Below are 16,480 nucleotides of genomic sequence, written 5' to 3' on the forward strand. Positions count from 1 at the left end.
CGGGGCCCGCCGCCCCCGTCACGGTCACCTCTCCAGGACGAGAGCCAGACCCTGGCCCACGCCGATGCACAGAGCCGCGATGCCCGTGCCGGAGCCCGCCGCGGCGAGCTGGTGCGCCACGGCTCCGGTGATCCGGGCGCCCGACGCGCCCAGCGGGTGGCCGATGGAGATGGCGCCACCGCGCGGATTGATCACGGCAGGGTCGAGTCCGGGCCATTGACCGACACACGCGAGCGCCTGGGCCGCGAACGCCTCGTTGAGTTCGAGGGTGCTGAGGTCGCCGACCCCGCGACCCGCCTTCTTGAGTGCGCGCTGGACCGCCTCGACCGGCCCGGCGCCGAAGTACTGCGGCTCGATGCCGGTCACGGCCGTGGCGCCGATGCGGGCCAGCGGTTCCCGGCCGGTGGCGCGCAGACCGTCCTCGTCGGTGAGGAGCAGAGCGGCGGCGCCGTCGTTGAGCGGTGAGGAGTTGCCCGCCGTGACCGTGCCGCCCTGGCGGAAGACGGGCTTGAGCTTGGCGAGTGCCTCGGTGGAGGTGTTGTCGCGGATGCACTCGTCGCGGGCCAGGTCGGCGCCGTCGACGGGGACGACCTCGGAGTCGTACAGCCCCGCGTCCCAGGCACGGGCGGCCTTCTGGTGGCTGGCGAGCGCGAAGGCGTCCTGTGCCTCACGGCCGATGCCGTAGCGGTCGGCGACCAGTTCGGCGCCTTCGCCCAGGGCGACCGTCCACTCCTTGGGCATCCTCGGGTTGACCATCCGCCAGCCGAGCGTGGTCGAGAACATCTCCTGGTGGCCCGCGGGGAAGGCGCGTTCGGGCTTGGGCACGACCCAGGGCGCGCGGCTCATGGACTCGACACCGCCCGCGACGGCGATGGACGCGTCTCCCACGGCGATGGCACGGGCGGCCTGGATGACGGCTTCCATACCGGAACCGCAGAGCCGGTTGACCGTGGCACCCGGCACGGTGACGGGCAGTCCGGCCAGCAGCACGGCCATGCGTGCGACGTCCCGGTTGTCCTCCCCGGCCCCGTTGGCGTTCCCGAAGACGACGTCGTCGATCCGCGCCGGGTCGAGGTCGGGCGTACGGGAGACAAGGGCGCCGAGGACGCCGGCCGCGAGGTCGTCGGGCCGGACGCCGGACAGCGCGCCGCCGTACTTGCCGATGGGCGTGCGGACGGCGTCCACGACGTAGACATCACGGAGGCGGTCGGTCATGTCAGCTCCTGGGTGCGGGCGTGAAGGGGTGTCAGGGGGTGGGGACCAGGCATGAGGACGGGCGCTGCGGTCCTCGCCCGGACCTCGTCGGGGGTGACGCCCGGCGCGGTCTCGACGAGCAGCAGCCCGTCCTCGGTGACGTCGAGGACGGCGAGGTCGGTGATGACCCGGTGCACGCACGACGTGCCGGTGAGCGGGAGCGTGCACTCCCGGACGATCTTCGGGGAGCCGTCCCGGGCGGTGTGCTCGGTGAGGACGATGACCCGGCGGGCTCCGTGGACCAGGTCCATGGCGCCGCCCATGCCCTTGATCATCCTTCCGGGGACGGACCAGTTGGCGAGGTCACCGGTGGCGGAGACCTGCATGGCGCCGAGGACGGCGGTGTCGATGTGACCTCCGCGGATCATGCCGAAGGAGAGGGCGGAGTCGAAACAGGCGGCTCCGGGCCGGACGGTGACGGTTTCCTTGCCCGCGTTGATGAGGTCGGCGTCGACCTCGTCGTCGGTCGGATAGGGCCCGACGCCGAGGATGCCGTTCTCGGAGTGGAGAACCACATCGACACCCTCGGGCAGGAAGCCGGGGACGAGCGTGGGCAGTCCGATGCCGAGATTGACGTACGAGCCGTCGGTCAGCTCGGCGGCCGCGCGGGCCGCCATCTCGTTCCGCGTCCACGCCATCAGGTGCGTACCGTCCTCTTCTCGATCTGCTTGTCGGCGGCCTGCTCGGCGTCGAGCACGACCACCCGCTGCACGAACACGCCGGGGAGGTGCACGGCGTCGGGGTCCAACTCGCCCGGTTCCACCAGCTCTTCGACCTCGGCGACGGTCACCCGCCCGGCCATCGCGGCGAGCGGGTTGAAGTTGCGCGCGGCCTTGTTGAAGACGAGATTGCCGTAGCGGTCCCCCTTCGCGGCCCGGACGAGCGCGAAGTCGGTGGTGATGCCGTACTCGAGGACGTGCTCCCGTCCGTCGAACACGCGCACTTCCTTGGCGGGGCTCGGCACGGCCACGCTGCCCGCGCCTGCGTCCGCCCCGGCGGCGGCGTACCGCAGGGGCAGCCCGCCGTCCGCGACCTGGGTGCCGACACCTGCGGGGGTGAAGAAGGCGGGGATGCCGCACCCGCCGGCCCGCAGCCGTTCGGCGAGCGTGCCCTGCGGTACGAGCTCGACCTCCAGCTCTCCCCCGAGGTACTGCCGGGCGAACTCCTTGTTGTCCCCGATGTACGAGCCGGTGACGCGGGCGATGCGGCCGGCGGCGAGCAGGGTGCCGAGGCCCGCGCCGTCGACGCCACAGTTGTTGGAGACGACCCGCAGTCCGCGGACCCCGCGGGCGAGGACCGCCGCGATCAGTGTGTTCGGCACCCCGCTGAGGCCGAAGCCGCCGACCGCCAGGGAGGCGTGGTCCCCGATGTCACCGACCGCGTCGGCGGCGCTCTGCTTGACCTTGTCCATCGCGGAGGTTCCTTGTCGTGGGGCGGAAGCACCGACAGGGATACAGTGGTTCGCCAGATGAACTACAGTTCATTTTTCACTCCGCCGAGTGTGCGTTCACCGGCCACGCGATGTCAACGGCCCCACGGGGCGGCTGCGGGCCGAGCCCGGGCTCCAGGACATCGACGCAGGACGACCGTACGGAGGGCCGATGGCCGTCACGATCCCGATCTCCGACGCGGCGCCCCGCGAGGCCGTGGGCCCGCTGATGCGCGGTATCGCCGTCCTCGAGGACATCAGCGAGGCGGGCGGTCGGGCCACCGTCAGCGAGCTCGTACGCTCCACCGGACTCGCCCGCTCCACCGTCGACCGGATCACCGCGACCCTGGCGCGCATGGGCCACCTCCGGCTCGACGGACACACCGCCGTCCTCGCGCCCCGGCTGATGGAGCTCGGCAACGCCTACCTCGCCGCGATCCGGCTGCCCGGCCCGCTCGGCCCGCTCGCGGAACAGCTCGCCGACGCACTCGACGAGTCCGTCTCGCTGGCCGTGCCCGACGGTGACGGCATCCGCTTCGTCCACCGGACGAGGCGGCGGCGTGCCATGTCGCTCACCTTCGGCATCGGAGACCTGCTGCCGGCCGAACGGACCGCGCAGGGAGCGGTGTTCGCCGCATCCTGGAGCGAGGAGGAGTGGTCGCACTGGCGCGCACGGCGCGGCGCCGACCCGCAGGGCCACGCCGTCCTGCCCGTCCTGCCACCCACGGACCCCGCCGAGGAGGGTCCCGGCTTCGAGCAGCGTGCCGCACAGGCCCGCATACAGGGCTGGGCCCTGGACGACCAGCTCGTCGAACCGGGCCTGATCACGCTCGCCCTGCCGGTCCGCTCCCCCGACGGCCGGGTGGTCTGCGCCGTCGGCGTGGTGAGCCACACCAGCCGTCACACCGAGGCTTCGATGCGCGAGTCGCTGCTGCCGCGGGCGCGGGACGCCGTGGCCGCGATGGAGGAGCGGCTGAGGACGAGCCCGGTGGCGACCGAGACCCGGGCGGGCGGGCTCGCCGCCTGGACCGGCGCCTCCAAGCAGGAACTCGGCGCCGAGTTCGTGGAATCGCTGGCCCGCGGGCTGACCGTGGTCACCGCCTTCGGCGAGGGACGCGCGGAGCTCACGCTCGCCGCGGTCGCCCAGGCCACCGGACTCGCGCGCGCCACCGCCCGCCGCGCGCTGATCACCCTCGAGCACCTCGGACATGTCGAAGCAGGCGAGCGGACCTTCCGCCTCACCCCGAAGGTGCTGACGCTCGGGTATCCGCCGCTGTCGCGCATCACGCTGCCGGACATCGCCTCGCCGCATCTGGCCGCCCTCGTACAGGAGGTGCACGACTCGGCGTCCCTGGCGGTGCTCGACGGCGATGCCATCCAGTACACGGCCCGGGTCGCGACCGGCCGCATCATGAGCGTCAACATCGGGATCGGCACGAGATTTCCGGCGTACGCGGCATCCATGGGGCGTGTCCTGCTGGCCGACCTGCCGGCGCGCGAGCGCGCCGCGCTGCTGGCACGAACGGAACTGCACGCACTGACCTCCCGGACCGTCACCGACCGGGAGCGGCTCGACGCCGTTCTCGCACAGGTGGCGCAGGACGGCTACGCAGTGGTGGACGAGGAACTCGAAGAGGGCCTGCGCTCTCTGGCCGTGCCGGTGCGAGATCTCGGTGGAAGGGCGGTCGGAGCCGTGAACGTCGCCATGCACAGCAGTCGCCGCACCGTGGACCAGTGCCTGGCGGAGGTGCTGCCCGCGCTGCGGTCGGCGGCCGCCCGGATCGAGGCCGATCTGCGCATCGCCGGACGCTTCACCAGGATCCCGTCGTCCTGACCGGCGGCCCTGCGGCTTCGGCCCGAGCAGGCCCCCGCGGCCGAGGACGCCGTCCTCATGGCGCCGGGACTTCCCAGCAGCCCCAGAGGTTTACCCGCTTCTCTTCGGGCACCCGGAATGTGCGACTTTGCGCGTACGCACGTCCGTGCGGCACGTGCACTGAGTTGTGCCCGCCCACCACGGGGCCGATCTCACGGGAGACGAGGAGCGTGACATGTCCGACGATGCACGCGGCGACGACGTGTACCAGCCCGACGCGACGGAGAGCCAGAACCGTCCGACCGACGATCTCGACCTGGAGAACGCGATCGGCGAGCGGGATCTGGACGACATCGTCGAGGAAGGCTACTCACCGCCCGAGCGCCCGTTGGGTGTGGGGAAGTACGGCACCACCGGCGAGGAACAGCGGGAGGGTGAGTCCCTCGATCAGCGGCTCGCCCAGGAGACCCCGGACGTCGAGCCGGAGCCGGGCGACGGGATCGGCGATCTGCCCCGCGGCGAGGGCGAGCCCCTCGACGACGAAGCGGGAGACGCCCGCTCGGGCAGGCTGACCCAGGACGGCTACGCGTCCCGTCAGCACAACGATGTGACCGCGCGGGACGTCGGCATCGACGGTGGCGCGGCGTCCGCGGAGGAAGCCGCGATGCACACGATTCCCGACGAGGAGGACGGCGCCCCCTAGGGAGTGTCCGCACAGTGTCGTCGTCCGCCCGGAGGAGCGGCTGCGGGCCCGCCGGGCAACGGCACGGCCGCCTCACGGCGGGACTTCTGCCGGGCAGGTGACTTCAGCGGTTTTGCGGTTACCCGTAACGGCATGGCACGTATCTGGCACACCAAGGAACAGCCTCCGGCACACGCCGAGGACCCCTCGGCGCAGACCGGGAACCCGCCTCCGGGCGAGTCCGAGGAGGCCCCGGACACTCCGGCGGAGCTGCCCAGGAAGTCGTGGTGGGCGGTGCTGCGCCGGACGGCCGCGGAGTTCAAGGACGACGAACTCGCGGACCGGGCCGCCGCGCTCACGTACTACGGAGTGCTCGCGCTGTTCCCGGCGCTGCTGGTGCTCGTGTCACTGCTCGGCGTCGCGGGGAAGTCCACCACGCAGTCGATTCTCGACAATCTCGAGAAGCTCACGCCCGGATCGGCGCGCCAGATCATCTCCAACGCCGTCGAGCAGCTCCAGGCCAGTAGTGGCACCGGATCGGTCCTGGCGATCGTCGGTCTGCTGGTGGCGCTGTGGTCGGCCTCGGGCTATGTGGCGGCGTTCATCCGCAGCTCCAACGCCGTCTACGACATCCCCGAGGGCCGCCCGGTCTGGAAGGTCACTCCCCTGCGCCTCGTCATCACGGTGGTGCTGATGGTCCTGGCCTGCGCCAGCGCGCTGATCGTCGTGTTCACGGGCGGAATCGCCCGGCAGGTGGGCAGCGCCCTCGGCATCGGGGACACCGCGCTGACGGTGTGGTCCATCGCGAAATGGCCCGTCCTGGTCCTGCTCGTCACGATCATGATCGCGATCCTGTACTGGGCCTCCCCGAACGCGAAGGGGCGCGGTTTCAAGTGGGTCACCCCCGGCAGTTTCCTGGCCCTGCTGATCTGGATCGCGGCGTCCGCCGGCTTCGCCCTCTACGTGGCGAACTTCGCCTCCTACAACAAGACCTACGGCACCCTCGCCGGCGTGATCATCTTTCTGGTGTGGCTGTGGATCACCAATCTGGCGATCCTGCTCGGCCTGGAGTTCGACGCCGAAATGGCGCGGGAGCGGGCCATCGTCGGCGGGCACCCCGCGGACGAGGAACCGTACGTCCAGCCCCGTGACACCCGGGCCTGGAGCGATGATGAACGCCGGGAAATGGGCACGGAGTGAAGAGGGACCACGCCACAGGCCGGGGGGCCGACAGTTCCCCGCCGGCCAACGAGGAGGACGGTGCACTCGTGAGCAAGCACTCTCAGGACGCCACGCAGCTGGGCGACCGCGCGGAGCCGGCCGGCCTGCACCTGGCCGTCGGCAGCCCGGCGACCGGTCTCCCCGCCGAAGCCGCCCAGGGCGCCGGCCGGCGGAGCAGTCCATGGCCCCTGCCGCCGGACCGTACGCAGGCCATCCTGGAGGCCACCAAGCACGTCGCCGCCCGGCTCAAGAGCGGCGGACACCCCTTCGCCCTCGTGGGCAGCGTCGCCGCCTACGCGCACGGGGTGCCCGCGAGCTTCCAGCACGACGTGGACTTCTGCATCCTGCGCGAGGACGCCGAGGCGGTGACCCAGGAGCTGGAGGCCGCAGGCGTCGAGGTCCGCACGCCTCCCGAGGACTGGCTGATCAAGGCGCGCAGCCATGGCGAGGAGATCGACCTGATCTTCGAGCTCGCTCAGCGGCCCGTGACGCACGAGCTGCTGGACCGGGCGGAGATCCTGCCGGTGGACTCGGTCCGGATGCCGGTCCTCTCCCCGACCGACCTGGTGAGCAGCCTGATGGCCGCGTTCTCGGAGCACCACTGCGACTTCGGCGCCGTCCTGCCGATCGCCCGGACGCTGCGGGAGAAGATCGACTGGGACCGGCTGCGCGGGGACTACGAGGACGCCCCGATGCCCGACGCCTTCCTCTACCTCCTGGAGCGTCTGGAGATCATCGACGAGCGGGGTACGGACACCGAGCAGGGGGACGAGGACGCATGAGCCACACGGATACCGCCGAGTACCGCATCGCCCATCTGCGCGAGCGCCTGGCGAAGGGATCCGCCGCGGAGATGGGCGTGCGGATCGAGATGCGCGGTGACAGCGTCCTGCTGTCCGGCAGCGTGCCGAGCGCCGCCTGCCGCGACGAGATTCTGCGTATCGCCGAGGACGAGCTCTCGGGGCTGCCCGTCCGTGAGGACCTGGTGGTGGTGTGCGCCACCGCCCCCGACCACCCCGAGGAGCTGGCGTGATCCGCGTAGCAGCAGTCGGCGACATCCATATGGCCCCGGACAGTGCCGGCGTGCTCCGCCCCGCCTTCGAGACGCTGGGCGAGTGCGCGGATCTGCTGCTTCTCGCCGGGGACCTGACACGGCACGGGACGCTCGACGAGGCCGCGGTCGTGGCCAGGGAGGTGGCCGGCCTCGACGTGCCGGTGGTCGCCGTGCTGGGCAATCACGACTACCACAGCGATCTCCAGACCGAGATCGCGCAGCTGCTCGGCGAGGCCGGCGTCACCGTGCTGGAAGGCGACGGCACGGTGCTCGACATCGGCGGCGTACGGGTCGGAATCGCCGGGACCAAGGGCTTCGGCGGGGGCTTCGCGGGACGCGAGGGCGGCGATTTCGGCGAACCCGAGATGAAGAACTTCATCCGCCTGACGAAACGGTGCTCGGAGGAACTGCGGCGCTCCCTGGAGGATCTGAAGGAGCGCGGCTGCACCGTCCGGATCGCGCTGACGCACTACGCGCCGGTGGCGGACACGCTGGCGGGCGAGCCGCTGGAGATCTTCCCCTTCCTCGGCAGCTATCTGCTGGCGGAGGCGATGGACGCGGCGGGGGCCGACCTCGCCGTGCACGGGCACGCGCATCACGGCGCCGAGCACGGGATGACCAGCGGCGGTGTACGGGTGCGCAATGTCGCCCAGCCGGTGATCGGCAGGGCGTTCGCCGTCTACCACCTGGCCGTCCACGACGATGATGCGCAGGCCCGCGCCGCGAGCACGGGAGCGGGCGCCCTCCACTGAGGCCGCCGGCGTCGCGGCCATGGATCGGGCGGAACTCCCCGAACCGGCCGTGGTGACCGACGCGGTCGGGCCCAGGGCCGGCTCGCACCTGCGTGACGACTCCTGGCGCCACGGCTGTGGTCGGCATGAGGCACATCACATGCCGGAACGGTGAATACCGGAACAACGGGGGCCGGTCGCCCGTTGAGCGGTATGTGGCTGCGGAGGGGACAGTGTCCCCGGGCCCTACCTATAGCCCCTGGGGAAGATCGTTCGGCTGAAGCCCCATGGAGCCTTTCGCCGCGAGGCGACCGCCCTCCGTGTCCACCTCGTACCGCCCCGGCTGGATTCCCCCCTCCAGCCGGGGCTTCCTCTTGCCCGATGCGGCTTGCTTTCCCGATGCGGCTCGCTCCTCAGGGATGCGGCCAGTCGTCGACTCCGCCGCCACGCCACTCGATCAGATCCGTGTCGGACAGATCGATCACCTCGTCCTGGGCACCGAGTTCCTTGCGCAGCAGTTCCGCGAGGTCGCCGCGGCCGTGCGCGAGGCCGGCGATCTGTCCGTGGATGGTCACTCTACGGCCGCCGCTGGGCGACGGAGGGTGAACGATGACCGGTGGGTGAGGAGGCATGCCTCCACCGTGCCTCGCACGGAGCGCGAATGCATCCCGGACGCCACAACCCGATGAGTCCGGCAACCCGATGAGTCCGGCGCACGGCGGCAGTCCGATGAAGAAGACCGAACCGACGTCTGGAGCTCGGACATGCGCGATCTGATCATCACCGAGAACATCACGCTCGACGGAGTCATCGACGCGGCAGAGGGCTGGTTCGGCCCGGCCGGGGTCGACGCTGAGGCGGACCAGTCCGACATCGAGGCAGCACTCGGCACCCAGATGGCGGCCGCCGACGCGCTGCTCGTCGGGCGGGTGACCTTCGAGGAGATGCGCGGCTTCTGGCCCCGGCGGACCGATGACACGACAGGCGTGTCGGACTACCTCAACTCGGTGTCCAAGTACGTGCTGTCCGGCACCCTGGACGATCCCGAGTGGGACAACACCAGCGTTCTGCGCGGCGGTCTCGCGGAGGAGGTGGAGGCGCTGAAGTCCGCACCGGGCAAGGACATCGTCACCACCGGCAGCATGACCCTGGTGCGTGACCTCGTCGGGACCGGACTCGTCGACGAGTACCGGCTTTTCGTGTACCCGGTCGTCATCGGCCACGGGCAGCGTCTCTTCGAGGACGCCGAGAAGGTCCCGCGACTGCGCCTGGTGGAGACACGTCCGTTCAACTCCGGTGTGCTGTTGCTGCGTTACCGGACCGCCTAGGCGCTGACGGCCGTCCGACAGGCGAGGACGGGAGGGGCTGGTCGGCAGGGAGCTGTCCCCCGGCCCCGGGGCGCGGGAACCGGTCGTGACGGAATTGTGTCTGCCCTGAGGAGAGCAAGTGGGCTACCGTGCGGCGGTCGCGTTCGGTGCGACCACGCCCCGGACATCCGGCGGGAGCGCTTGCGGCAAGGGGGACGGATGAACGCGTGGACAGTGCCCGGGTACACGGAGAGCCGTGAGCTGGGTTCCGGCGCCAGCGGGCGCGTCGTCCTGGCCGTCCATGACGGGACGGGCGTTCCGGTGGCCGTCAAGTACCTCAGCGAGACGCTGCGGACGGACACCGCCTTCGTCCAGGACTTCCGCTCCGAGGCCCGGCTGCTCGGCGGTCTCGACTCGCCGTACGTCGTCGGTCTGTACGAGTACGTCGAAGCCCCGCACGGCGCCGCCATCGTGATGGAGCTCGTCGACGGTGTCGCCCTGCGCACGCTGCTGCTCCGCGAGGGCGCCACCGGGCCCGAGGCCGCACTGGTGGTCCTCAAGGGCTCCCTGCTGGGGCTGGCCGCGGCCCACCGGGCGGGCGTCGTCCACCGCGACTACAAACCGGAGAACGTCCTGGTCGCCGCGGACGGTTCGTCCAAGCTGGTCGACTTCGGTATCGCGGCGGGCCGTGGGACCACCCCCGGGGTGGCCGGCACTCCCGCGTACATGGCGCCGGAGCAGTGGAACGGGGAACCCGCGTCACCGGCCGCCGACGTCTACGCGGCGACCGCGACCTTCTACGAATGCCTGACCGGACACAAGCCGTTCACCGGCGAGAACTTCGCCGAACTGGCCCTCCAGCACATCGGCGCGCCGGTCCCCGACGACGAAGCCCCCGAGCCGGTACGGCCGCTGATCCGGCGCGGACTGGCGAAGACCCCGGAGGAACGCCCCGAGAACGCGGCGGCGTTCGTCAACGAGCTGGAGGACGTCGCCCTGGCCGCGTACGGCGCGGACTGGGAGGAGCGGGGCCAGCGCCGGCTCGCCGCGCTGGCGGCCCTCCTGCCGCTGCTGTTCCCCTCCGCCGGCGGGCAGTCGGCGGGAACGACCGCGGTGGCCACGACGGCGCTCGGCGCAGGACGCGGCGGCAGCTGGAAGCCCGGCCTCCGGGGCATCCTGACCGGTGTCGCTGCCATCGTCATCGCGGTACTCGTCGTGGTGGCCGCGGATGCCACGGGCGGCGGCGTCCCGCAGCTGACGGCCCAGAGTCTCGCCACCACCAGTGCCCGGCCCGGCACGACCGTCTGGCCGAGCCAGGACCCGTCCCCCTCGGCGAGCCCCTCCCTCTCCGCATCCGCCTCACCGTCCGCCACGGACTCCCCGTCCCCGACCGACACCGCGAGCGGCGGAACCGCCACGCCCACACCGGTGGTCGACCCGCCCACCACTCCCCCGACCCCACCGACGGCGGACCCCACGACTGCCGCACCCACACCGTCGGAGCCCACCACAGCTCCGCTGAGGGTCAAGTCCGTCTCCGTCACCGGCCTGCGCCAGGTGTCGACCACGGGCGGCGTCGCGTCGGTGGACGTCGCCACCGACGGAACGGGGCCCGTCACCGTCGTCATCACCTGGTTCACCGGAGATGCCCAAGGGCAACTCGGCGTCCCGGACGGGTCGCAGACCTTCGAGCGCAGCGGCGCGACGCAGTACACGCTGGCGCTGGACCACACCTTCCAGGGGAAGGGCTGCTACTGGGGCGTGCGGGCGTCGACCAACCCGGCAGCCGCCTCCGGCAGTTCCTCCCAGCAGGTCTTCATCCGGCGGTGCACGATCTCATGAGCGACGACCGGACCCACGATCTCCGTGACCACGACGGCGGACCCGGCTCCGAGGGCAGCCGTGACCACTCCGAGGTCGGACGAGGCCACGACGACGGCGGTGACGAGTACAGCGCGACCGCGCTCGGCAGCCAGTGGTTCGAACGTCCAGAACCCGAACCCGAACCCGAGACCGCCACCGAGAGGGCGACCCTGGTCCAGCGCGTGCGGCCGGACGCGGAGCCGGACCGGGTGGAGGGGGAGGTCCTGCGCTTCGGGCCGGGCGTGACGGCGCTCGCCCGCGACCGCGTCGCCCACAACTCCACGGCCGCGGTCTGGCACGGCGGCACCCTGGCGGGACGGCCCGAGGACGGCCGGCCTCCCGAGAAACCCCGTCGCGGCGGCCTCCGCCGGTACACCCTGGCGGGTGTGGTGCTGCTGGCGGTCCTCGCCTTCCTCGCCTGGCAGCGCTTCGGGCCCGGTCTCGCCGTGCAGGACGTGTCCGTCCGTACGGTCACCGAGGGTCCCGGCTGCGACGGCACGGCCGATGTGGTGGGCGTGGTGGACACCAACGGCCGGCCGGGCACCCTCACCTACCGCTGGGCCAGGAGCGACGGCACCACATCGGGTCTGCTGACCGAGAAGCTGACGCGCGGCCAGGAGCGGGCGCGTCTGCATCTGCTGTGGACGTTCCACGGGTCCGGGGAGTACCGCGCCCGGGCGGAACTGCGGATCGTCTCACCGTCCCCGCGGACGGCAGACGTCCGGTTCGCGTACAGCTGCCCGTGACGGAAGGCGGCAGAGACCCGGCGCGCGGATCGCGGGTTCCGGATTCGGACTCGGACTCGGCGGATCGCAGGGGGCAGGCGGATTGCGGGGTCAGGCGCGCCCGTATTCGTACCGCACGCGGCTGAGGTACATCTCGTCGGTCACCACGGACACCGTCCGCCGCAGCCGGTCTCCGTCCAGTACGACGGTGTCGGTGATCTGTGTGTCACCGTCGTCCAGCCGCAGCCGGACGTCGCCGTACCGGTGGCCGTCGGCGGAGGCCGGCTCGGTCCCAGCGCCGTGCAGCAGGAGGTGGCTCCCGGCCGGGGTGGTGACGATCCGGCCGTCGAACGGCAGGGCCTTGGGTTCGAGGACACCCTCCTCGCAGAACCACTCCACCTCGGCCGTGCCCGACTCCGTGAAGGTGTCGTCGTCACCGATGTCCAGGGTCAGTCCCGACGCCGGCCCCAGGGGCGGTTCCGCGTCGAACGTCTCGCCCGCGAGCCACTTGTGCAGGAGCAGTTCCAGGTCCAGCCGGGTGCCGCCGATCACCGCGTCCATCCTGATCTCGTCCTCCGACTCGTACGCCACGTCGGGGTCGTGCGAGACCGCGCCGAGCAGTGTCCAGCGTCCCGTGAAGTCCGTCATGCCGTTCGCCCCGTCCGTAGGTGTCCTGGTCCATCGGGAGATCCACCATAGAACCGGGGTACGACAGCGGCGGACGGGCCGGCAGGCCCTGTCCGGCCGTTCTCCGGACAGGGCCCAGCGGTAGGTCAGGGCCTAGTTGAACGGTTCCAGTGTCATGAAGGCCTCTTGCGGGTTGCCGTCGTGCACCAGGGACTCATGAGCGCCCACGTCGTCGAAGGCGAAACCGTACGCCTTACCGTCGACCATCTGCCCGTGGATGATGCGCGAGTAGTGGTTGGTGACCGCGTCCCGGTAGAAGTTGGCGTTGTTGGGGTCGGGCTGGTTGGGGTTGGTCAGCAGCGTCGAGCGGTTGTAGCCCGCGCACAGGGTGCGCGAGATCGGGCCGCGGACCAGGTCGTTCGGCGCGTCGAGGAGCTTGTAACAGCCGAAGACACTGTCGGAGTCGGGCTTCTGGAAGCTCGTCACCACAGCTCCCGAGCCGTTGGTGAAGTTCATGACGTTGCCCGAGACCCTGCCGTAGTACTTGGTGTTCGGCTGGTTCGCGAACGGCGTCACGGTGAGCGTGGAGGAGCTGTACCTGCTCCAGACCCGGTTGATGTAGTCGTTCATGACGCCGGCGGAGAGGCCACCCGCCTCGATGCCGTGACCGGGTGACAGAGCACGCAGCGGAGTGCCGTCGGGGCGGTTCTGGATCAGCCCGCCCCAGCCCGCCGAACGCAGCTGGTTGAAGACGGCGTTGTACCCGCCCGGCTTGAGCCTGCCGGTGTTCTTGACCGTGCCGTTGGCGAGCTTGACGCCCACCGCGTACGGAGCCGAGAACATGTCGACCTGGGTGCTGTTGATCCACAGACCGGCGTCGTTCAGCGTGTACTCGGACCAGTTGAACAGGATGTTGCGGTTGGGGTCGGACGGATTCTGCACGGCGGGCTGCACCAGACCGCCGGTGGTGACCTTGAAGACGATCTTCTGGCCGATGGAGAAGTAGACGCGGCCCGAGAACTTGGGCATCCGGATCGTCCTGGTCTGCCCGTTGGCCGGTCCCGCGATCGAGGCGTCGGGGGCGGGCGTCGGCGGATTGCCTCCCGCCGGCCAGGGGTGGAACGTGCCGTTGGCGTCGGCCCAGCCCTGCCGGCCCGACGAGAGTTCGGTGCCCAGGTTGTAGATGTAGACGGGTTCGCTGCGCCCCGAGCTGTTCTTGATCGTGAGCGGAATGGTCGCCGGCACGGCCTCCGCGGATGTCGACGGACCGAGGACCGTCAGACCCGTGGCGACGACCAAAGCCGACACCACGGACGCGAGCACTTTCGGTAAGCGGAACACGCTCTTTCCTCCTTGTGGGGGTGAATCCCGAGGGACGGGAAGTGCGGCGCCCACGCGGCCTGTGGGGCGCCAGAGGGGAGGGAATGGACGGTGCCTGAAGGGTGAGAGCGCTCTCAGAATCCGGCCGCGTTCATCTTCTGTCAATGAACCTGACACAGCTGGGTCTGTCGATCCGGCCGGGCGGGGGGGCGAGCGAGGCCTGGTGCATGGGGTCAGGTGGGCGCGCGGACGAAGTGGGAGCGCTCTCGGAGATGTGACGGGCCTCCGTCACATCTCCGGCGCCGACCACGCTGCAGCGGTGCAGCCGGGCAGCCCTGCGGCACCTGCCCGGCGCCGGCGGGCTCACCGAGCCGTACTCACCTCTCCGGGCCCACGACCGCCGCCTTGTCGTCCCGACCGCGCACCGCGGGCAGATGGATCACGACGAGGACGAAGGCAGCGAGCATCACATTGCGACTCGCGGCGTCCAGACCGTTCCAGTCGGACGACTGCCACATCTGGAACCACTCACCGCCGATGCCGATGAACCCGAGTCCGAAGAGCAGCAGCATCATGGTCAGGCCCAGAGTGGCCGCCCGGCGCGCCCGGGCGAACTCCCCTCGCGCGAGGCCTTTCACCCACCACCAGGTGGCCGCGACGAGGACGACCGCGGCGACCGTTTCCCAGGCGATGATCCCGACGTACGCGATGTCGCTCAGCGTGCGGGACTCGATCGCCCGCCACATGACGTCCTCGTCCTTGAACGTGGTGTCCATGGCCAGCACATGCTGGACGAACTGCCGATTGGTGTCGAAGTCGGTGATGTTCCCGAAGGCCACCAGAGCCATGTACACCGCGACGGTGCCGGTGAGCGCGGTGGCCGCGACGGGCAGGGTGCCGAGGAAAGATATCCGGTCCGGCCGGGTACGTGACCCCGGTCTACGCTCCGCCACACGTCCTCCTGTCGCCGTACAGCCCCTTGCCGTAAGGGAGTTGTAGCTTTCAACACCTCCGGCTGCCGCATATTCCGGGGTGCACGGAACGGCGGGTTTCCGTCGGTTGTCATACCCGGGTGCCAGGCTGTGCCGCCATGGACACCGAAGAGTTCTGGAACCTCATGGAACAAGCTCGCGGCCGGGCCGCGGATTCGACCGATGCGGAGGACATCGCCCGCCAGGCCACGGCTCTGCTCGCCGCCCGCGAGCCCCAGCAGGTCCTCGATGCCCAGCAGATCCTGTGGGACGTGATGGCCGCGTCGTACAAGGCGCCCCTCTGGGCTGCCGCCTATCTCATCAACGGCGGATGTTCGGACGACGGTTTCGAGTACTTCCGCGGCTGGCTGATCACCCAGGGCCGTACCACCTTCGAGCAGGTCGTCGACGATGCCGACCGTCTGGCCGACCTGCCCGCCGTCCGCGCGGCAGCGAGAGTCGGCATGGATCTGGAAGGGGAACGGACCCTGAGCATCGCCTGGGACGCCTACGAGAAGGCCACCGGAACACAGCTGCCCGGCGGCTCCTTCAGCATCAACTACCCCCAGCTCGACCCCGCTTGGGATGTCGACTTCGACGACCACGGCCGGATCGCCGCCCGACTGCCCCGGATCGCCGCGCTCTTCACGGACTGAGCAGCGCCGTCGGAGTCGCATCCCCGGCGCGGATGCATTCCCGGCGCGGGTGCATTCCGGCGCGGGTGCATTCCGGCGCGGGTCCACCCCTCGCCGCCGCGGGCGGGCCCGCGTGGCCGACCGTCTACTGCGGCTGGGTCGCGATCTGGATGAGGTTGCCGCAGGTGTCGTCGAAGACGGCGGTGGTGACGGGCCCCATCTCCAGGGGCTCCTGGGTGAAGCGGACGCCGAGGCCGCGCAGTCGCTCGTACTCCGCCGTCACGTCCTCGACGGCGAACTGGGCGAGCGGGATGCCGTCGCCGACGAGCGTGTCGCGGTAGGTCTTGACGATCGGGTGGCCGGCGGGCTCCAGGAGGAGTTCGGTGCCGCCCGGCTCGTCGGCCGAGACGACGGTCAGCCACCGGTCCTTCTCCCCCACCGGGACGTCGTGCTTCTTCACGAAGCCGAGGATCTCGGTGTAGAAGCGCAGGGCCTTGGCCTGATCGTCGACGAAGACGCTGGTCATACGGATCTTCATGGAGTGCTCTCTTCCGGTCCGGATGTGTCGGGCACGAGCCATCGCTCGGCGATGTGCCGAAGTGGGGCTGTGTTCAGGTCGTGGAACTTGTAGCGGCCTTCCCGCCTGGTCTCGACGAGCCCGGCGGCCTCCAGCACGGCGAGGTGCTGGGAGACCCCCTGGCGTGAGATCGCGAGCTGATGCTTCATGCTCAGTCGCGAGCAGATCTCGAACAGGGTCTGTCCGGACTTCTCCGTGAGCTCGTCGAGGATGGTGCGTCGGGTGGGATCGGCCAGGGCTTTGAAAAGGTCGTCGGCCACGCCCACATGAT

19 protein-coding genes are annotated in these 16,480 nt (G+C 70.7%); 10 read left to right on the forward strand and 9 right to left on the reverse strand.

The genetic code is table 11. The features are described 5' to 3' along the window. Positions 1 to 24: 24 nt before the first annotated feature. From ACQPWZ_RS02660 to ACQPWZ_RS02670, 3 genes are read right to left on the reverse strand one after another with little or no spacing between them, the layout of a single operon-like run. Positions 25 to 1,215 carry a thiolase family protein gene (locus ACQPWZ_RS02660; protein ID WP_433570492.1) on the reverse strand — a complete coding sequence of 397 codons (1,191 nt, stop codon included), beginning with the start codon at positions 1,213 to 1,215 and terminating at the stop codon, positions 25 to 27. Continuing rightward, entirely contained in the window at positions 1,212 to 1,892 is a 681-nt protein-coding gene (locus tag ACQPWZ_RS02665; protein WP_433570493.1) for a CoA transferase subunit B, read from the reverse strand. Before ACQPWZ_RS02665 ends, ACQPWZ_RS02660 begins: the two co-directional genes overlap by 4 nt. Then, complete coding sequence (locus ACQPWZ_RS02670) at positions 1,892 to 2,665, reverse strand: CoA transferase subunit A (protein WP_433570494.1); 774 nt, start codon at positions 2,663 to 2,665, stop codon at positions 1,892 to 1,894. Before ACQPWZ_RS02670 ends, ACQPWZ_RS02665 begins: the two co-directional genes overlap by 1 nt. Positions 2,666 to 2,855: 190 nt before the next feature. Here ACQPWZ_RS02670 and ACQPWZ_RS02675 point away from each other — a divergent pair, with 190 nt between their 5' ends. The 6 genes from ACQPWZ_RS02675 to ACQPWZ_RS02700 all read left to right on the forward strand — a co-directional run bounded on the left by ACQPWZ_RS02675 (position 2,856) and on the right by ACQPWZ_RS02700 (position 8,205). Beyond that, positions 2,856 to 4,517 carry an IclR family transcriptional regulator domain-containing protein gene (locus tag ACQPWZ_RS02675; protein ID WP_433570495.1) on the forward strand — a complete coding sequence of 554 codons (1,662 nt, stop codon included), beginning with the start codon at positions 2,856 to 2,858 and terminating at the stop codon, positions 4,515 to 4,517. A 214-nt stretch (positions 4,518 to 4,731) separates the two neighbouring features. Next, complete coding sequence (locus ACQPWZ_RS02680) at positions 4,732 to 5,199, forward strand: DUF5709 domain-containing protein (protein WP_340471495.1); 468 nt, start codon at positions 4,732 to 4,734, stop codon at positions 5,197 to 5,199. 132 nt (positions 5,200 to 5,331) lie between these two features. Next, positions 5,332 to 6,378 (forward strand): YihY/virulence factor BrkB family protein, encoded by a 1,047-nt coding sequence (locus ACQPWZ_RS02685; protein WP_433570496.1) that lies wholly within the window; start codon positions 5,332 to 5,334, stop codon positions 6,376 to 6,378. Positions 6,379 to 6,446: 68 nt separating this feature from the next. Beyond that, positions 6,447 to 7,181 (forward strand): nucleotidyltransferase family protein, encoded by a 735-nt coding sequence (locus tag ACQPWZ_RS02690; RefSeq protein ID WP_340471497.1) that lies wholly within the window; start codon positions 6,447 to 6,449, stop codon positions 7,179 to 7,181. Beyond that, positions 7,178 to 7,432: a hypothetical protein gene (locus ACQPWZ_RS02695; protein WP_328859614.1), complete on the forward strand. Its 255-nt coding sequence runs from the start codon at positions 7,178 to 7,180 to the stop codon at positions 7,430 to 7,432. The genes ACQPWZ_RS02690 and ACQPWZ_RS02695 overlap by 4 nt, the downstream gene beginning before the upstream one ends. Continuing rightward, positions 7,429 to 8,205 carry a metallophosphoesterase family protein gene (locus ACQPWZ_RS02700; RefSeq protein ID WP_383239841.1) on the forward strand — a complete coding sequence of 259 codons (777 nt, stop codon included), beginning with the start codon at positions 7,429 to 7,431 and terminating at the stop codon, positions 8,203 to 8,205. Before ACQPWZ_RS02695 ends, ACQPWZ_RS02700 begins: the two co-directional genes overlap by 4 nt. A gap of 392 nt (positions 8,206 to 8,597) precedes the next feature. Here ACQPWZ_RS02700 and ACQPWZ_RS02705 read toward each other — a convergent pair whose 3' ends face one another. Continuing rightward, positions 8,598 to 8,816, reverse strand: coding sequence for a hypothetical protein (locus tag ACQPWZ_RS02705; RefSeq protein WP_313948125.1), 219 nt, complete (start codon positions 8,814 to 8,816; stop codon positions 8,598 to 8,600). 132 nt (positions 8,817 to 8,948) lie between these two features. On the opposite strand from ACQPWZ_RS02705, the gene ACQPWZ_RS02710 reads away from it, so the two are divergent. The 3 genes from ACQPWZ_RS02710 (at position 8,949) to ACQPWZ_RS02720 (ending at position 12,100) form a co-directional block, all read left to right on the forward strand. Continuing rightward, positions 8,949 to 9,512, forward strand: a complete 564-nt coding sequence (locus tag ACQPWZ_RS02710) for a dihydrofolate reductase family protein (RefSeq protein WP_433570497.1) — start codon at positions 8,949 to 8,951, stop codon at positions 9,510 to 9,512. A gap of 198 nt (positions 9,513 to 9,710) precedes the next feature. After that, complete coding sequence (locus tag ACQPWZ_RS02715) at positions 9,711 to 11,333, forward strand: serine/threonine-protein kinase (RefSeq protein WP_433570498.1); 1,623 nt, start codon at positions 9,711 to 9,713, stop codon at positions 11,331 to 11,333. Continuing rightward, positions 11,330 to 12,100, forward strand: a complete 771-nt coding sequence (locus ACQPWZ_RS02720; RefSeq protein ID WP_433570499.1) for a hypothetical protein — start codon at positions 11,330 to 11,332, stop codon at positions 12,098 to 12,100. The genes ACQPWZ_RS02715 and ACQPWZ_RS02720 overlap by 4 nt, the downstream gene beginning before the upstream one ends. 90 nt (positions 12,101 to 12,190) lie before the next feature. Here the strand turns inward: ACQPWZ_RS02720 and ACQPWZ_RS02725 are convergent, their stop codons facing one another. The 3 genes from ACQPWZ_RS02725 to ACQPWZ_RS02735 form a co-directional block, all read right to left on the reverse strand. Next, on the reverse strand, positions 12,191 to 12,727 hold the full coding sequence (locus tag ACQPWZ_RS02725; protein ID WP_433570500.1) for a hypothetical protein: 537 nt from the start codon (positions 12,725 to 12,727) through the stop codon (positions 12,191 to 12,193). A gap of 132 nt (positions 12,728 to 12,859) precedes the next feature. Beyond that, positions 12,860 to 14,047, reverse strand: a complete 1,188-nt coding sequence (locus ACQPWZ_RS02730; RefSeq protein WP_356703466.1) for a glycoside hydrolase family 64 protein — start codon at positions 14,045 to 14,047, stop codon at positions 12,860 to 12,862. Between the two features lie 356 nt (positions 14,048 to 14,403). Further along, the gene (locus ACQPWZ_RS02735) at positions 14,404 to 14,979 is read right to left on the reverse strand and encodes a DUF2165 domain-containing protein (RefSeq protein WP_433570501.1); all 576 of its coding nucleotides are present in this window, start codon (positions 14,977 to 14,979) and stop codon (positions 14,404 to 14,406) included. A gap of 137 nt (positions 14,980 to 15,116) precedes the next feature. On the opposite strand from ACQPWZ_RS02735, the gene ACQPWZ_RS02740 reads away from it, so the two are divergent. Beyond that, on the forward strand, positions 15,117 to 15,653 hold the full coding sequence (locus tag ACQPWZ_RS02740; protein ID WP_433570502.1) for a DUF4240 domain-containing protein: 537 nt from the start codon (positions 15,117 to 15,119) through the stop codon (positions 15,651 to 15,653). Positions 15,654 to 15,777: 124 nt separating this feature from the next. Here ACQPWZ_RS02740 and ACQPWZ_RS02745 read toward each other — a convergent pair whose 3' ends face one another. Both ACQPWZ_RS02745 and ACQPWZ_RS02750 read right to left on the reverse strand, forming a co-directional pair. Beyond that, entirely contained in the window at positions 15,778 to 16,170 is a 393-nt protein-coding gene (locus ACQPWZ_RS02745; protein WP_340471505.1) for a VOC family protein, read from the reverse strand. Then, on the reverse strand, positions 16,167 to 16,469 hold the full coding sequence (locus ACQPWZ_RS02750) for an ArsR/SmtB family transcription factor (protein WP_327685762.1): 303 nt from the start codon (positions 16,467 to 16,469) through the stop codon (positions 16,167 to 16,169). Before ACQPWZ_RS02750 ends, ACQPWZ_RS02745 begins: the two co-directional genes overlap by 4 nt. Positions 16,470 to 16,480: the final 11 nt, after the last annotated feature.

The sequence above is a fragment of the Streptomyces sp. CA-251247 genome, assembly GCF_050952975.1.
In the GTDB taxonomy this organism is placed as follows: Bacteria; Actinomycetota; Actinomycetes; order Streptomycetales; family Streptomycetaceae; genus Streptomyces; species Streptomyces achmelvichensis.

Excerpts from the sequence above, each read along its gene's own strand:
- ACQPWZ_RS02720 (WP_433570499.1), top strand. The coding sequence starts at position 11,330 with ATGAGCGACGACCGGACCCACGATCTCCGTGACCACGACGGCGGACCC.
- ACQPWZ_RS02685 (WP_433570496.1), top strand. The coding sequence starts at position 5,332 with ATGGCACGTATCTGGCACACCAAGGAACAGCCTCCGGCACACGCCGAG.
- ACQPWZ_RS02705 (WP_313948125.1), bottom strand. The coding sequence starts at position 8,816 with ATGCCTCCTCACCCACCGGTCATCGTTCACCCTCCGTCGCCCAGCGGC.
- ACQPWZ_RS02695 (WP_328859614.1), top strand. The coding sequence starts at position 7,178 with ATGAGCCACACGGATACCGCCGAGTACCGCATCGCCCATCTGCGCGAG.
- ACQPWZ_RS02680 (WP_340471495.1), top strand. The coding sequence starts at position 4,732 with ATGTCCGACGATGCACGCGGCGACGACGTGTACCAGCCCGACGCGACG.
- ACQPWZ_RS02715 (WP_433570498.1), top strand. The coding sequence starts at position 9,711 with ATGAACGCGTGGACAGTGCCCGGGTACACGGAGAGCCGTGAGCTGGGT.
- ACQPWZ_RS02710 (WP_433570497.1), top strand. The coding sequence starts at position 8,949 with ATGCGCGATCTGATCATCACCGAGAACATCACGCTCGACGGAGTCATC.
- ACQPWZ_RS02740 (WP_433570502.1), top strand. The coding sequence starts at position 15,117 with ATGGACACCGAAGAGTTCTGGAACCTCATGGAACAAGCTCGCGGCCGG.
- ACQPWZ_RS02670 (WP_433570494.1), bottom strand. The coding sequence starts at position 2,665 with ATGGACAAGGTCAAGCAGAGCGCCGCCGACGCGGTCGGTGACATCGGG.
- ACQPWZ_RS02745 (WP_340471505.1), bottom strand. The coding sequence starts at position 16,170 with ATGAAGATCCGTATGACCAGCGTCTTCGTCGACGATCAGGCCAAGGCC.
- ACQPWZ_RS02665 (WP_433570493.1), bottom strand. The coding sequence starts at position 1,892 with ATGGCGTGGACGCGGAACGAGATGGCGGCCCGCGCGGCCGCCGAGCTG.
- ACQPWZ_RS02660 (WP_433570492.1), bottom strand. The coding sequence starts at position 1,215 with ATGACCGACCGCCTCCGTGATGTCTACGTCGTGGACGCCGTCCGCACG.
- ACQPWZ_RS02675 (WP_433570495.1), top strand. The coding sequence starts at position 2,856 with ATGGCCGTCACGATCCCGATCTCCGACGCGGCGCCCCGCGAGGCCGTG.
- ACQPWZ_RS02725 (WP_433570500.1), bottom strand. The coding sequence starts at position 12,727 with ATGACGGACTTCACGGGACGCTGGACACTGCTCGGCGCGGTCTCGCAC.